Origin of the sequence: Paenibacillus sp. Soil522 (assembly GCF_001428245.1) — a bacterium.
In the GTDB taxonomy this organism is placed as follows: domain Bacteria; phylum Bacillota; class Bacilli; order Paenibacillales; family Paenibacillaceae; genus Pristimantibacillus.
In genome coordinates, this window is record NZ_LMRV01000056.1 from 1 (window position 1) to 15,529 (window position 15,529).

10 protein-coding genes and 2 pseudogenes are annotated in these 15,529 nt (G+C 46.5%); 3 read left to right on the forward strand and 9 right to left on the reverse strand.

Annotated elements, in window-relative coordinates; genetic code table 11:
* Positions 1–144 precede the first annotated feature (144 nt).
* The gene (locus ASG81_RS19100) at positions 145–1,341 is read right to left on the reverse strand and encodes a glycerate kinase family protein (RefSeq protein ID WP_056637829.1); all 1,197 of its coding nucleotides are present in this window, start codon (positions 1,339–1,341) and stop codon (positions 145–147) included.
* 251 nt (positions 1,342–1,592) lie between these two features.
* A complete protein-coding gene (locus ASG81_RS19105) occupies positions 1,593–2,930 on the reverse strand; it encodes a GntP family permease (protein WP_056637739.1) in 1,338 nt (445 codons plus the stop codon).
* 296 nt (positions 2,931–3,226) lie between these two features.
* Here ASG81_RS19105 and ASG81_RS19110 point away from each other — a divergent pair, with 296 nt between their 5' ends.
* A complete protein-coding gene (locus ASG81_RS19110; protein WP_056637741.1) occupies positions 3,227–4,312 on the forward strand; it encodes a CdaR family transcriptional regulator in 1,086 nt (361 codons plus the stop codon).
* Positions 4,302–4,424: pseudogene (locus ASG81_RS30005) on the forward strand (transposase); the annotation flags it as partial. The gene ASG81_RS19110 and the pseudogene ASG81_RS30005, both read left to right, overlap by 11 nt.
* An 89-nt stretch (positions 4,425–4,513) precedes the next feature.
* On the opposite strand, the pseudogene ASG81_RS32870 reads toward ASG81_RS30005, so the two are convergent.
* Positions 4,514–4,723: pseudogene (locus ASG81_RS32870) on the reverse strand (hypothetical protein); the annotation flags it as partial.
* Positions 4,724–5,211: 488 nt separating this feature from the next.
* Between ASG81_RS32870 and ASG81_RS19125 the strand changes: the two are divergent.
* Positions 5,212–6,105: an AraC family transcriptional regulator gene (locus tag ASG81_RS19125; RefSeq protein WP_056637746.1), complete on the forward strand. Its 894-nt coding sequence runs from the start codon at positions 5,212–5,214 to the stop codon at positions 6,103–6,105.
* Here ASG81_RS19125 and ASG81_RS19130 read toward each other — a convergent pair.
* The 6 genes from ASG81_RS19130 to ASG81_RS19155 form a co-directional block, all read right to left on the reverse strand.
* Positions 6,100–6,876, reverse strand: coding sequence for a response regulator transcription factor (locus ASG81_RS19130; RefSeq protein ID WP_056637749.1), 777 nt, complete (start codon positions 6,874–6,876; stop codon positions 6,100–6,102). The two genes, ASG81_RS19125 and ASG81_RS19130, sit on opposite strands and share 6 nt — an antisense overlap.
* Complete coding sequence (locus ASG81_RS19135) at positions 6,851–8,614, reverse strand: sensor histidine kinase (RefSeq protein WP_056637752.1); 1,764 nt, start codon at positions 8,612–8,614, stop codon at positions 6,851–6,853. The genes ASG81_RS19130 and ASG81_RS19135 overlap by 26 nt, the downstream gene beginning before the upstream one ends.
* 101 nt (positions 8,615–8,715) lie before the next feature.
* The gene (locus tag ASG81_RS19140; RefSeq protein ID WP_056637755.1) at positions 8,716–10,287 is read right to left on the reverse strand and encodes an extracellular solute-binding protein; all 1,572 of its coding nucleotides are present in this window, start codon (positions 10,285–10,287) and stop codon (positions 8,716–8,718) included.
* A 79-nt stretch (positions 10,288–10,366) separates the two neighbouring features.
* Positions 10,367–11,248, reverse strand: a complete 882-nt coding sequence (locus tag ASG81_RS19145) for a carbohydrate ABC transporter permease (protein ID WP_056637758.1) — start codon at positions 11,246–11,248, stop codon at positions 10,367–10,369.
* A 32-nt stretch (positions 11,249–11,280) separates the two neighbouring features.
* Entirely contained in the window at positions 11,281–12,120 is an 840-nt protein-coding gene (locus tag ASG81_RS19150) for an ABC transporter permease (protein ID WP_081417430.1), read from the reverse strand.
* A gap of 327 nt (positions 12,121–12,447) precedes the next feature.
* Positions 12,448–15,162: a glycosyl hydrolase family 95 catalytic domain-containing protein gene (locus ASG81_RS19155; RefSeq protein WP_056637763.1), complete on the reverse strand. Its 2,715-nt coding sequence runs from the start codon at positions 15,160–15,162 to the stop codon at positions 12,448–12,450.
* Positions 15,163–15,529 lie beyond the last annotated feature (367 nt).

The following is a 15,529-nucleotide window of genomic DNA, read 5'->3' on the forward strand; positions in this document are numbered from 1 at the left end:
TCGTCTTAAACTCTGAGGTATATCGGTTCCGTTTTTCCATTGCTTCATTATAACTTATTTTTCTCCCTCCCGTGTCTCAACTTATGGGAGCATTATAAAGAGCGCCAAGCATTCTATCAAGTTTTTGAAATAATTGAAGAAGTTTTATTGAACGACTTTTTCGAAATTCCGCTGTATATGAACTTCGTTTCCGACAGTTCCATTTACGGGTCTATTGGTCATATAAGCTCGGATAACCTGTTCGGCTGTTTGGGCCAGCAGCTCCGGCGCTCTTTCTATCGCTGCCTGCAGCGTCATCGGAGCGTTCACAATACTATGAATACTATGAATGCCGAATTCGTACAGTTCTTCTATTCCTCTGCCGATGGATCCGGCAAGAACGAAAGTCGGAATACCAAGCTTCTGTGCTGCCTGTGCCACTCCCACAGGTGTTTTCCCGGACGCCGTCTGAAAATCGATTTGCCCTTCTCCCGTAAAGACAAGATCTGCCCCCCGCAAATGGTCGCGCAGCCTTGTATATTCAATGACGACATCAATCCCTCGCTTCATAATCGCAGGAAAGAACGCTTGAAACGCTCCGCCAAGCCCGCCTGCCGCTCCGGCACCCGGCATGTCATGCATCCGAATCCCTGTCTTCGATTGAACTAAATTGGCCCAATCATGCATATTTTTATCCAGGATTTCAACCATTTCAGGCGTTGCCCCTTTTTGCGGGCCAAAAACGAAGGTGGCGCCATTGGGACCGACCAAAGGATTTTTCACATCCGATGCGATTAAAAAGGTGGACTCGGCAATTCGGTGATCCCACTCGCTATCGTCGATGACGGCGATTCGGTCCAACTCCCCTCCACCGAAGCCAACGGATTCCCCGGAGAAATCAAGCAGCCGCATTCCCAGCGCTTGCAGCATCCCGATCCCGCCATCATTTGTAGCGCTTCCACCGATCGCTAAAATAAAATTCCGACATCCGTCATCGAGCGCTCTCCTGATGAGCTCGCCCGTTCCGTAGGTTGTTGTCACCATCGGATCTTTCCGGTCGTCGGAAACCAGGCATATGCCGGAAGCGCTCGCCATTTCGATGACACATGTTTCCCCGTTGCCAAGCAAGCCATACTCAGCTGGAACCGGGATGCCTAGTGGACCTGTTACTTTCACAAGGACTTTCGCTCCTCCAGTCGCAGCTACGAGGCTGTCGAGTGTTCCTTCCCCGCCGTCTGCAACCGGTACCAACACGGTTTCCGCATGAGGAGCGTAATTTTTGATTCCTTTCTCGATCGCTGCAGCCGCCTCCACAGCAGAAACGCTTCCTTTGAATGAATCCGGTGCGATTACGATTTTAATAATAAACACCTCCTAGCTTGATTCGAAGAAATCGCTTTCAACCGCTTCATGGTATTATTATACTAAGCGAATCAATATAAATCTTCAGATAAATAGTCTAAAAAAAAGTACAAATATACGATTTTTTCTGGTTGGTTTATATAACTTTCATTTATGCACATGGAGAAAGGACAGCGCCATTCATTTAAACGGCTACCCCAATCCCATTCCTTATTTAAGATGACGCCAATGCTTATACGGCAAGAAATATGTTAAACAAAGCTGCCTAAAATCAGTGTTCCGATCAATGCAACCATAGATGCAACAGTAGTAGCAGTTGTATAACACTTCAATGCGTCTTGTACTGTCATTCCGTAGAATTCTTTAACCGTCCAGTATCCCGAGTCATTTACATGGGAGAGTCCGATTGCTCCTGCACCAATAGCTACACATATAATCGCTGGATCAAGTCCAGGATAATTAGGTAAAAGCGGTAAAATGATGCCGGCTGCCGTCATCATTGAAACAGTAGCAGAACCTACAGCAGCTCTCATGATAAGGGCAACCAGCCATGCTAAAACGATAGGATTCATATCCAGGTTTGCCAGAACAGTTCCAAGTACCTTTCCTATTCCACTGTCCTGAAGCACCTGATTGAATGCTCCACCTGCACCTATAACAAGCAGTATGCCTGCTACAGGTCCAAAGCTGCCTTCAGTTAGCTTCAGTATATCTTCCTTATTCATCCCCCTTGAAAAACCAAGGCTAAAATATGAGAAAATGACAGAAATTAAAAGTGCAGAGATTGGATTACCCAAGAATTCAATGATCGGTAAATAAGAAGCATTTTCAGGAGCTGCTAATTCAACAATGGTTTTTAATACCATAATTAACATTGGTAAAAGTATTGTAAATAGTGTTATACCGAATGATGGAAGCTTTTCATCCGGTATAAGTTCGCTCTTGAAAAGATGCTTAGGAGGATTTACCTTTACAAACCTTGAAACGATATTACTAAAAACAGGGCCTCCTAAAATTGCGGCAGGTAATCCTACAATTAAGGACCATACAATAACGGTTCCAACGTCAGCATTAAGTATTCCAACAATTGCTAAAGCAGCAGGATGTGGCGGTACCAAACAATGAACGGTCATTAAAGCAGCTGCAACAGGAACTCCGATTTTAACAAGCGACATCTTTGTTTGAAGAGCAACACTGAATATTACAGGAATTAATAAAACCAAACCAACTTGAAAGAATACGGGGATACCACATATAAAGCCTACAATCATCATTGCCCAATGAGCTTTTTTCTCACCAAAGGCTCCGATTAATGTTCTTGCAAGACGCTGTGCTCCGCCAGAAACCTCAAGCATCTTTCCAAGAATTGTTCCAAGACCGAGAACAGTGGCAAGGAATCCTAGGGTATTCCCCATACCTTTTTGAAACGAAGCAGCAATCTCACCAAGGGGCATACCTGCTAAAATACCAAGTGTGAACCCGGAGATAATCAATGCAATAAATGCACTCAACTTTGTCTTCATAATAAGAAATACAATTAAAGCAATAGAAAAAAGCAGACAAAGAACCAAATATGTTACGCTAGTCATGATTTAACCCCCCTAATTTAGTCTGCGTCATTAGACCATGCATCTTAAGTTTTACATCTGTAAGGGCTTTCATTTTCACGCCAATAAATGCGCTTTATTGGCCGTATAAGTTCGGATGACCTGTATAAAAACACCTCATTTCTCGCTTTAAAGGAAGCGCTTTCATCTATATTCATTATAAATAGTGATAAAGCATAAATCATCGTATATAATAAATAAAAATCGATTAAAAATTTCTTCTTTTTTTGTATAGTTTAAACAATTTCTAACCATTAATTAAAAAGGCAGGTAAAGATATGCTTACCCGTGAAATTGCAGAAGCTATCGTTAAAGAAACCATGAACCGATTAAACCGGAATATAAACATTATGAACGATTCCGGGATGATTATAGCTTCCGGAGATCCGTCGCGAATTAACCAAGTGCATGAAGGAGCTCTGGAGGTGTTTAGAACAGGTAAACCTTTAATTATTACCAGTGAAAATACAGTTCAATGGGAAGGCACTCTGACAGGAATCAACCTTCCGATTGAATTCCAAAATAAAATCATCGGTGTCATTGGAATTACCGGGGAACCGAAAGAAGTCGAAGAATTTGGCGGTTTGGTGAAGATGACAACCGAACTGATGATTAAACAATCCTTCCTTGCTTTACAGATGGAATGGAAGCAGCGGACAAAAGAAATGATTATTGAAGAGCTAATTAAAGCGGAGCCAAACTTTGAAGCGATCGATCAATGGCTGAATTTGCTTCATATCCAGCTGTCTCCTCCTTATAGCGTATGTATCATCGAAATCAGGGAAAGAACGGTTCAAAATCAAGTACTCATAAAAAAGATAGAGGATATCATAAGTGAAGGCCAATACTTGGTTGGTTTTCTTAATGTAAACAGGCTTTTTATTCTGATGTCCGGGCTTCCCGAGAAGAAGACAACAAATAAACTGCTATATATGAAAGAGACACTTGAGCGAATGGGAATCCAGTTCAAAATCGGATATGCCGCCCAAGTCCATGAACTGAATAAGATCTCCATCGCTTTCAAGGAATCGGATCTTGCCCTGTTCATTGGGGATGATGAACGGCTGATGATTCCCTACGCCGATATCGAAACGAAGGCGCTCGTCTATCAATTGGATGAAGCTTTAAAACAAAGATATTTACAGCGCATATTCCCAAATGTATCACACAAAGATATACAGACGCTGCAAGCTTTTTTTGAATCTGATTTAAACATAACGGAAACGGCCAAAGCGTTATATATTCATCGGAATACGCTTCTTTATCGCCTAAAGAGAATTAAAGAAGAAATAGGATATGATCCTCAGCGTTTTAAAGAAGCCGTTCCTTTACAGCTAGCGGTTTGGATGTATCAAAAAAAATAACCACATTGAACGCGTCTTTGCAGATTTGAAGGAGAAGCATGGCATGCGGTGGACGACCATGAGAGGACTTAAGAAGGTCACCTTGCAGGCGATGCTCGTTTTCGCTGCCATGTAACTGAAAAAAATGGCGACCTGGCCATGGACATTGTCACTTAAAGGAAAGTTTTTCACTTTCCCGGTCTTTTTCTCTCGGAGGGTGATCCGGTCTTTTACCTTTCCTCTCTCATCCAACACATCAGCAATGGTCAGTTTCAGCAAATCGCTTACACGGAGACCACTATTGATTCCTAAAACGAACAGGCAATGGTCTCTTATGTTTTGACTTTTCAGTATCTTTTTCATGGTTTCTATCTTTTTCCGATCTCTAATCGGCTGAACAAACTCCATGGCGGCCTCCCTGCTATGTATCATACTTATCTATTGATTTTTAATATTTATGTATCATTCTATCACGAATTCACTGAGTGAAGTAGATTTTAAAGTCAGACAAACCCAATAGCCACGCGGGTTGAGAACATTTTCCCGAATGATACAAAACTGACTTGTGTATCATTCACCGTTGGAGTAAAATCATCTAGCTGTAACTATACATTTCCAAATCATCCATTTTTCAATTGAGTTAAACCTATTATTAAATTCAATTTTCATCAAGCAGATAATACTTACTGGCACATTCGGTGCAAATAAAACCGCTGTCTTGATCAATATCATTACCACGTCGATCGGATAATACTTGTCGTCATCACATTCCATACAAACCAATGCTTCCTCAAAACCATTCTCGCCTTCCAGGTAATCCGCTCGTTCCAGCAATGCTCCACACGTCTCTTCGCAGTTCCTACTTTGCGAATGCGGTCCGACAAAGCTAAGATGGAAGAAAGGAAACGGAGGTACCGCCCATGAATTTTCCTCCCATACACATGGACCATATGGACTTGAAGATCCCTTTCGGCGACCTTATGCTGAACATTCTATACGTGCGATTCGGCTATTTTTACAAATCAATGCAGGAACACGTGCACAGCAACAAAAGCTACGAGCTGCATTTCATTCCACAAGGGCAAGGCACCTTGGTCGCAAACGGCAAGCGTTATCTGATATCGGCTAACACCCTTTTTATGACCGGTCCGGATGTAGCGCACGAGCAGATTACGAATCCTGAAGACCCCATGGCCGAATATTGCATTTGCTTTGAAGTAATTGGGGAAATCGACGGCAAGGCTGACAAGACTGCGAAGGGGCAGGATCTCGCGCAAATGGCAGAAATCGTTGTCCGCACACCATTTTGGATCGGACAGGACATGCAGCATATGCTGCCGTTATTCCAACAGCTGGCGCATGAAACCACGCTTCAATATATAGGGTATTATTCGATGGTGACCGGGATCATTGAGCAGATCATTATTAAGCTAGTCCGAAACTATACAAACAATCGGCCTTCGCTTCGTCCCGTACAGCTAAAAACGCTCGATGATAATCGGCTCGTCATCATCGAGAACAGCTTTCTAGGTGAATATGCGACGATTACGCTTCAATCGCTGGCTGACAAGCTCGGACTTAGCGTGAGGCAGACGGAAAGAACGTTAAAAAACCGCTACGACGTATCTTTCACGCAGAAGCGGCAGCAGGCGAGAATGAGCGCGGCCGCCTATTTTCTTGTGACAACGCCGATGTCTGTAAGCCGTATCGCCGAACAAACCGGTTTCGCGACGCTTGAACACTTTAGTCAAACCTTTAAAAAGCTTTTCGGAATAACGCCAAGCGCTTATAGGGAGCACCATAAGCTCTCATAAACAATCGATACTCTGGGTTGGACGTTGCATACACTCCCTATACTCTCCGGGCGTCTGGCCAACATATTTGCGGAATACTTTATAGAACGTGCGGCGATTTTCGAACCCTACGCAGGCTGCGATCTTCTCGAGAGCAACTTGGTTCCTGCCGGCAAGCAATTCTTTTGCTTTGTCAATGCGGCATTGATTAATGTAGTACACGAACGAATCGCCCGTTTCCTTCTTAAATAATTGGCCGGTATAAGCCGGATGAAGATTTAAGTACGCCGCGGCGTCAGACAACGAGATATCCTTCATGAAGTTATTATGAATATAGTCCTTTAGCATTTTGACATGGTCGTTAATGGAATTTTGCTCTACATCCGGTTCCTTAATGGTTGAAGCATTGTTATGCTGCTGTCCGATTATCTCAAGGGCCATACGCTTCAATAGTTCAATAAGCTGCCGCTCGTCAATCGGCTTCAGCATATATTCCGCAACCTGAAGTCGTATCGCATCCTGCGCGTAATGAAAGACGTCGTATCCCGAAAGGATAATGAATCGTGTGACATTCTTAACCTTTGCCTTGCGAATAAAGGAGAGGCCGTCCATTTCAGGCATCTGAATATCGGTAATGATTAAATCCGGCCGGAAATAGGCCATCATGTCCAGCGCTTCTGTTCCATCGCAAGCTGTCGCGATCCTCGTGAATGCCGTATTTGCTTGTTCGACCATGTCCCGGATCCCCGACAGAATAATAGGTTCGTCATCCACAATCATCAGCTTGAGCATGGCTATTCCCCTCCAGCATAAGTCTTAGAGAGCATCTCGTCCATTCGCCCGGTATGCTTTCGATGGACAGTTCCGATTCTTGGCCGAAATAAGCTTTGACCCGTTCCGCAACGTTGTTAAGCCCTATACCCGTACCTTGATAGATGAATGTGGCAGCCGGTTCTCCGTTAATAATTTTCCTCAGTATCGCGATATTCTCCTGCCCGATGCCCTTCCCATTATCCCATACCTCAATGAGCGCGAAGCCATTGCCTTGCGTCAGCCGAATGGCGATTTGCTTGCCGTCCTTTTTCCCGGACAATCCATGAAGCAAAGCGTTTTCAACAAGCGGCTGCAAAATAAATCGCGGGCAACGGAGCATTAAGACATTATCGTCCGACTCGAATTCAAACTTTAACTCCCGCATCCGGATTTGATGAATCGCGATATACGAACGGACATGCTCTACCTCTTCCTTCAGCGTTGTATCGTTATTTTGGGATAAGCTGTATCTTAGAAGATTGCCTAATGAAAGTGCCATCTCCGCTACCTTGTGATCTTGGTTGGATCTGGCCAGCATTCGCATCGTTTCCAGCGTATTGTACAAAAAATGAGGTTGAATTTGCGCTTGCAGCATTTTGAAATCTGCCTCCTTCTTCAGCAATTCCACCTTCTGAACGCGGTTGACCAGTTCATCGATGCGGCCGATCATCGTGTTATAGTTCGAAATAAGAAATCCGATCTCATCCTTGCCGGGTTTGCCGGCATAGGGATTGCCGAGAAAATCCTGACCAACCTTCCTCATGTGCCGGGACAGCAACAGGATCCGTTTTGTCAGTGACGATAAAAGGACGTAATAGAAAACCGACAATAAAATAAGCAGCATAGCTCCCGCACCAGCCCACCACAGCTTCGTCCACATCGATTGGAAAAGGGTGTCTTGCCGGTTCACCTCAACGACGGTTAAGCCTAATCGCGGCGCCCGAACCGTATTCACAAGCAGCTTTCCGCGGTCTGCCCGAAACGACTTGTCTTCCCCGCGCCGGATGGCTGCTTGAATATCCGCGAGCTGTCCCGAACTAAGCTGCGTATCCCTGACTGCGTAGACAATATCTCCCTCCGATCCGGTCAGCAAGATCGCGTTTTTCGGATGTACGGCGCTTAGCGCTTGAAGAAACTCCTCGATGAGTGCCGGTTTTACCATAATTCGAAGGATCCCGAGCTCGCTGGTATACGAATCGTTATAGAGCTTGTGGTAATAGGTTAGAACGGGAACGGAGTCCGATTCAAACGATTTCTTCCACAATCCTTTGGCAGGACGGAGCCTTGCCATATCCTCCGCGCTTAGTACGCCTTCAAGCTCCGAATAGTCCCCAAATTCAGGAACGGCCATCAGCCGCTTCCCGGTTTTCGGATATGCAACGATCTGTTTGACCATCGGCTCTCCGAGAGCAGCGAAAGAGAAGGCGGGACTAATTTCCTTCAAGAACGAATAAATAAGCTCTCGGTCATCTGTATAATCGCCCCGCAAAAAATCAATTAATGCGGTATTGTTCTGGTATATGGTATACAACGACTCGATTTTGGCCATGTCAGCGTCGAGGTTAGCGGCCTGCTGCTCAATATTCTGCTGATTGGTCAGTTGATACTGGGTCATTAATCGCTCATGCAATTGATTATAAATAAAGACCGCAAAGACAAGGAACGGGAGCACAACGAGAAAAAGATAGCCTATAATCATCTTGGTGCTGATGCGCATAATCGACTCTCCCCTGGACAAGTTGGTAAAAATCGAAGGAGCTCATAGAAAAAGCAGCCCCCTAGTGAGCCTGCTTTTCCTATGAGCTTTAATGGTTTGCGTTATTTCGTCAACGCATCATACTTTTCCTTTAATGGACCGTATTGCTCGGTCGCCCATGCCTCCAGCTTCGCCATGCCTATTTTCTCCGCTTTCTCCAGCATGTCCTCATACGCCCGCAAAGCTTCTTCCTCCGTCGGCGCCAAATACACCTTCGTAACCTCCGTCCTCACCATATTGTCGATATTGGTCCGGATGATCTGCTCGGGCGAATCGGTTTCCGGATTAATCATCCCTATGGCCGGGTTAAACGTCGTAATTTTGGAGTAGGCCTCCCCTTGACGTGTCGTCTCCGATCCGCTTTTATAGGAGCCCAGAGCCATACCGACGCCGGTTTCCGTCGGTACTCCCCACCAATATACACCCTTTTGCTTCAGAACCTCCAAATCCTGAACATTGTAGTTGAACTCCGGATAACCCGCTTCATTCCATGTCCAGTCTTTCCCTTCAATTCCCCATTCAGCCAACCGCCAGCCTTCCTCCGAATGCAAATACTCCAGGAATCTTACCGTCGCCTCCACGTCCCTGTTATCCTTCGTCACATATACGCCGAGTCCGCCGGTTCCGGTGCTGATGACGGATGCCTTGTCGCCAAGCGGCTCGGCAAGCTGTACGAATTCTAAACCGCTTTCCTTACCGCTAGCGTTAAGACGGTCCGCGCCGGAATAAGTCCACGTATAAGCAAAACCCTTGCCGGCCAACATCATTTGCTCGGTTTCAGACTCATTTTTGTAGGCGAAATTCTCAGAAGTAACAAACCCGTTGCGGTACAAGCTATTTATATAGAGCATCGAATCGCGAGTCGCATTCTGCCTGAGGGAATATTCGATCTTGCCGTCTTTGTCGACAAAGCCTCCCGCAGCGCCGAATTGGGTATCGAAATAAGGCCGCTGCCAGTTCGGGTTCAAGATAAGCGGCACCATCTCGGGATGCTTCTCCTTTACTGCGGCGAACACCTTATCCAGATCATCAATCGTCTTGATGGATGGATTACCGAGCTCCTCCAAAATGTCCTTGCGCATCGTCAATCCAGGTACCATCATATGGGCGTAGGAATTGGCCTTCCACTCTGCTTCGGAAGAGAAATCGTTGCGGATCGCGTAATAATTGCCGTCGCTTACCGTGTTGACAAGCTCTTTGACCGAGTCGAACTTCACGTTTGGCGCGTATTTCGGAAAGATTTCATTGTAGGGCAAACTTAAATTTCCGTCTGACATAAGCTTGAAGTTAAAGGATAAGACGATGTCGGGCAAATCGCCCGAAGCAACCATCAAGGCGAGCTGCTTGTCGTCGGTTGCCACCGTCACCTTTGGCTTGACGCCGGTTGCCTTCGTAATTGCCTCCGGTATTTCGCCCGTCCAATCCTGGAACGGGTACCAGGTGGCATCCACGAACATCGTCAGCTCGACCGGAGGCTTGGAGCTATCGCCGACTCCATTCCCGGTCGCACTTTCCTCTCCGTTATTGGCCTCGCCGCTGTTTGCTGGCGCATTGCCGGCGTTGCCGCTGCATGCCGACAAAACCAATGACATTGCTGCGACCAGAACGATAAGTAATCTAAAGCTTTTGTTCATTTTTATACCCCCATGCTCTTAATTATTTTAAGGATGCCCGGCTTCCTTCAGCAAGACAACCGAAAAACCATATTCGAAATTAGCCTTTGACCGAGCCAAGCATCATGCCGGATACAAAATATTTTTGCAGGAATGGATAGACGCCGAGAATCGGGACAATGGAAACGACCATTGCCGTCGCTTGAATCGAGAACGGTGTAACGCTAGACCTTGACATTGCTGCCGACTGGGCTTCGCCCGATGGAACCATCGTCTGATTAATCACTTGCATCATGCGGTAGGTTAGCGTTCGCAATCCCTCATCCTGTACGAAATAAGCCGAATCAAGCCATGCGTTCCATTGCCCGGAGCCGATGAACAAGCTCATCGTCGCCAGAAGCGGCATGGAGACAGGCAAAATGATTTTAGTGAAAATGCGAACCTCCGAGGCGCCGTCGATCCTTGCCGATTCACCAAGCTCCTCGGGTATTTCGGTGAAGAACGTGATCGCGATCAGCAGGAAAAACAGGTTCAGCATGCCCGGAATGACGTAGACGCCGAACGTATTAATTAAGCCCAGGCTTTTCAGCACGATGTAGAAGGCAATTAATCCCCCGGAGAAATTCATCGCCACAACGACGATCAGGAAGTAGCTTTTGCGGAAGATCAAGTCGCGCTTGGCTAGTCCGTAGGCGACAATGCCGGTGAACAGGACCCCAAGTGCGGTTCCTACGATCGTACGCAGCATCGAAATTCCGAATGAGCTGATCCACTTCGGATCCTCGAGAAAGTATAGATAGTTGCCGAGCGTAAATTGCCGCGGCCACAAATACATGCCGCCGACCGCGGTGTCCGTGCCCGCATTAAGCGTAATCAATAGGATGTAGTAGAAAGGATAGAGCGTCACGAAGACGACGATAAAAAGAATAACGGAAATGATCGTGTCCAGCACCCGGTCTTCGGTCGTTTTTTTTCGGCGCATGATGGTTTACCACTCTCCTGTTTCTTATGTTGCTAGAACAACCCGGTACCCGAGACGCGCTTCGCAATGGCGTTGCTTGTGAAGATTAAGAAGACAGAAATAACGGATTGCATAAGATCGATCGCAGTCGCAAACGAGAACCTCCCCTGCGCTAAACCGATCGTGAACGCGTAAGTCTGAATGATCTGCGAAGTCTCGCTGTTAAGGGTATTACCAAGCAGCATGGATTGCTCGAAGTTCGAACCGACCAGCCCGCCGCCCAGCATGTTTCCGATCGTCAATATCAACACAACGATGCTTGCGCCCTTTAACCCCGGCAACGTGATGTGATAGATTCTTCTGAGCCGGCTCGCGCCGTCCATCTCCGCCGCCTCGTAAAGCGACGGGTCGATGCCGGCAAGCGCCGCGAGGAAAATAATCGTCCACCACCCCGCTTCCTTCCAAATCGCCGTCGAAACCGCGAGCCCCCAGAACGAGTCCGGATCCGTCAAAATATTGAGCGGCTCCTTGATCAGATGCAGGGATAGCAGCAAATCGTTGAAGATGCCGAACCCCGACGAGAAGAAGGCATACGAGATGCCGGTTACGACGACCCAAGAGATAAAATGAGGCAAATAACTGACGGTCTGCACGAACCGCTTTAGAAACACATGCCTTACTTCGCTAAGCAGGATAGCGAACAGAATCGGTATCGGGTACGAAAAAACGATTTTCAGTACGCTCAAAACGAGCGTATTGCGCACCAGCATCGGGAAGTTATAGTCGTTGATCAATTCCTTAAAGTGCGTCAGCCCTGCCCAAGAACTGGTGAATATACCGTCGATGCCGGTCGAGATTTTATAATTTTTAAATGCGATGATTATGCCGAACATCGGAATATAGCTGAACACCAGCAGAAATGCGAGTCCGATCCATACAAACAGCTGGAAGGGAAGTTGCTTCTGAAACCGCTTTATAAACAGATCGTTTTGAATGATTTCCGCCTCTCCTTTCGTTTTTCTTTGTGTGGGCTAACCGTCTGCCGCCTTTCCTAACTCCAATTATAAAAGCGCATACATTTTGTGAAAACGGTTCATTTCGTAGGTTTTGGTGTCCTTTTTCAAGATGGCGCTTCCCTTTATATTTTCCAATTCAAAGAGCCCTTGCTTCCGGAATTTCCAGTGCCAGGGCTCATTAACGACTAGCATTAATTAACAAGATTAAGCCAAATTAAATACAACTGTAACGTCAATCCCTGCACTCAGCGTTAAATGGATAGATTTGCCGAGCCCTTCCTGAATCACCTTAACGGCATTGCCGTTAACCAGTGCATCAGTCCAAGGGATGCCCGCTTTTAATTTAATCGCATTATCATTTTCGCTTGAATGGAGCGTAACGCGCACCGTTTTGGATAATAGATTCCAGGTTAACTCCTTAACCTCAACCCGGGTTCTTGCCATAAGTCCATTAATGGATCCCACTTTCCAGTCGGAAGGCAATGCCGGAACAATCTCGATTTCTCCGGTATTCGAGAAAAGCAACGCTTCATTTACTGCCCCCACGGCGCCAAATGCTGTATCCGTGCAATAGGTGTTGTTTCTTCTGTTTGTGTCATGGTCAGTCATGAGGGAGGCGTAATAACCGGTCTCGGTCATCATTGGCAATAGCGATGAGAGCACCCTGTCGCCATTTTTTAGCCTGGCATTGACCAGAGCCTTATGCACCCAGCCATGCCCCGCAGTCGCATCCTGCGTATTGTATTTGTCTCTGTTCTCGAGCGCGATCTTTGCAGCTTGAGCCAAGGCCCTATCATTTTGCGTTTCATAAGCCGGCCAAGCCGGATACAGATGGCTAAGATGCCGATGATTGTTATTCTCCGTATATTCGCTCATCGCCCATTCGCGTAAAGCGCCATCAACGTCATATTTGTAATCCGGCAGCAGCGCTAGCAAGGCTTCCCATTTGGCGATTGCGGCTTCATATCCATCCCGTTTTACGGCCTTTTCCAACATGATGACCATTTGAAGTCCGTCACTCGCTGCCGAAATATCCATAGCGGCATTGGCCGTAATCGTGCTGTTATAGCCAATCGGGTTATTCTCCGGCGAGTAGGCTGGGATAATCATATATTTTTCGCCTGGATTTAATGCCGTTTTTCCGTTCTGATGGCAGGCTTTGCCGTTCATATCCGTGTAGTATTCCGGTATGCAAATCTGTTCCCAGAAATTAGCCTGCTTTGTAAGCAGAGGGAGCAAAATATCCTTTTCCAGATCCAAGCACCCTCGGTTTAGGATCTCCGTGAATTCTTCATCGGTCAGGCCCCCATCCTTGACGCCGAGCAGCGGCTGCAGATCATCCATCCTCATGTTGGCATGGATCGGAATCTGCCGGTTGCCGTAACACTGCCAGTATTCATAGATGGGCAACAAACACCAGCTTGCCCCGGCATTCCAGTATTGAAACGGATAGTCGTTGTCATATTCCACATGCATCCCGCGGTCGCCGTCGGAGTTGACCGATACCTGCAGCGCATCGTGCATTCCGTACGCCATTCGAGCATTGTATTCAAAGTCCGGTGCGTTTCTCAAGAAAAACGTAATATAGCCAAGCTGCGCTTCCGTTAAATGACCCGTATTCATCGATGCGACTTGCAAATTGACGTTGGCATCAAGGGTGTAGATGCCGCGCCACCCGGGATTCCATTCCCCGGTCCACATCCCGTACAAGCGAGGCGCGCTGGAGCCGCTGCTGCAGATCATGGCATACCGTCCCTGGTTATACGCCTGCTCCATAAACGCATGATTGACTTTGGTCGCCGACGCTTTTTGAGCGTTGATCAGCGCCAGGTTGTCCAAATATTTTTCAGCTTTATCCCCGTGAATAAAAAAGCTTACAGCGTTATATTCAGATGCGTGCTTTTGGACATGTGGTGCGAGGGCGGCGGAGTAATCGAAATGACCAGATGCGTCCTTATATTTACCGGCAACGGCATTCGTATTCCGATATAGTTGATCGACGATTGCGTAGTGAGTCATCTCTGCAAAATCTTCAATTTTGCCCATTTCATGGGTTCTATTAGATTGCGTGATTAAATATACGGCATCCGCATTAATAATTTGAATGGCCGGATTCTTCTCGGTACCGACGTTCATTAGTTCGTTCGTGTCAAGGAGCAGCACTTTCTTCCTGGTACCATTTACAACAACGACCTGTGTCAGCCCTGCGTATCCTCCGTCGATCAGTTCGCTCCCGGGATAGGAAGGGTAATGGGCAACCAAGGCGATATACGCTGCATCGGGGTCGACCAACTTTTTATATTGAAGACCCGTAACCTCGGAAGCCGCATTCTGTGCTCTGCACATATTCGAAATGTCATCGATCGAGATCACCATGTTAATCTTTGCGCCGTTCGAAGATTGCGTTATCTTTGTGATCGATACGTCGTCCGCTCTAGACGTAAACGATGTTCGAATCCAAGATCCTAGCTCATCTTTGTAACTTACCCCCGTCTCCGCCGTTTCATAATTCGTCCACCGCTCATAGTCCGACACGCTTCCTTTGTTAGCCGCGCTTAGCCTGAGCTGGTGACCGGGATGGTAGCTATAAAAAAAGGTTCTTTTTCTGGTTGTACCGTCCGGAAACGTAATTTTCCATTGGTCATTTTGGTTAAAAACATTCCACCTGGCTTCGGCAAGTTGCCCCGTCAACTCCTCTGGAATCTCTCTAGGATGGGTGGATGGATAGTTGAACCACATATTTTGAAAAATAAAGCAGTCCGCATAAGGCGAGCCTGACGTGATATATCCGTTCTCGCCATTGCCGCTAACCATGCCGTCACGCCATTCGAAGCCAGGAGCGGAAGCCGGAACCTCCGTGTAGGTGCTGGCGAAATTTCCTTTTGCATACATGCGTGTATTTGTCATCCCGAAAGTCATCTTGTTCTCCTCCTAATCTGTTAGGACCAGCCTTCAGAATTAATCATATATATATAAACAGCGGTATGTTATGTATTTTGACGACTAATGGAGCGGAGATGATGTCGCATTTTCACAGAGAGAATCCAGTGAGTATGAATAGCTGCTATTCCCTTCGACTAGCATTCGCTCAATTAACACAAGTCCATGTTAGGTAATCCGAGCAAGTCACAATTCAAAGGATGAAAAAACACACCTTACTGGCTGCTCGCTCAGTAAGGTGTGTTTTGGTAAGATTCAATAAATCAAAAACAGGACTTACTTTATTCAATACCTTCAATGCATGACATAACCACGCATTTTTGCACTGATAGTAGCAGTAACTGGC

Bases quoted from the DNA above. Each gene is read 5' to 3' on its own strand.
- ASG81_RS19155 (WP_056637763.1), bottom strand. From the start codon at position 15,162: ATGACTTTCGGGATGACAAATACACGCATGTATGCAAAAGGAAATTTC.
- ASG81_RS19105 (WP_056637739.1), bottom strand. From the start codon at position 2,930: ATGACTAGCGTAACATATTTGGTTCTTTGTCTGCTTTTTTCTATTGCT.
- ASG81_RS19125 (WP_056637746.1), top strand. From the start codon at position 5,212: ATGAATTTTCCTCCCATACACATGGACCATATGGACTTGAAGATCCCT.
- ASG81_RS19135 (WP_056637752.1), bottom strand. From the start codon at position 8,614: ATGCGCATCAGCACCAAGATGATTATAGGCTATCTTTTTCTCGTTGTG.
- ASG81_RS19140 (WP_056637755.1), bottom strand. From the start codon at position 10,287: ATGAACAAAAGCTTTAGATTACTTATCGTTCTGGTCGCAGCAATGTCA.
- ASG81_RS19145 (WP_056637758.1), bottom strand. From the start codon at position 11,248: ATGCGCCGAAAAAAAACGACCGAAGACCGGGTGCTGGACACGATCATT.
- ASG81_RS19110 (WP_056637741.1), top strand. From the start codon at position 3,227: ATGCTTACCCGTGAAATTGCAGAAGCTATCGTTAAAGAAACCATGAAC.
- ASG81_RS19150 (WP_081417430.1), bottom strand. From the start codon at position 12,120: ATGTTCGGCATAATCATCGCATTTAAAAATTATAAAATCTCGACCGGC.
- ASG81_RS19130 (WP_056637749.1), bottom strand. From the start codon at position 6,876: ATGCTCAAGCTGATGATTGTGGATGACGAACCTATTATTCTGTCGGGG.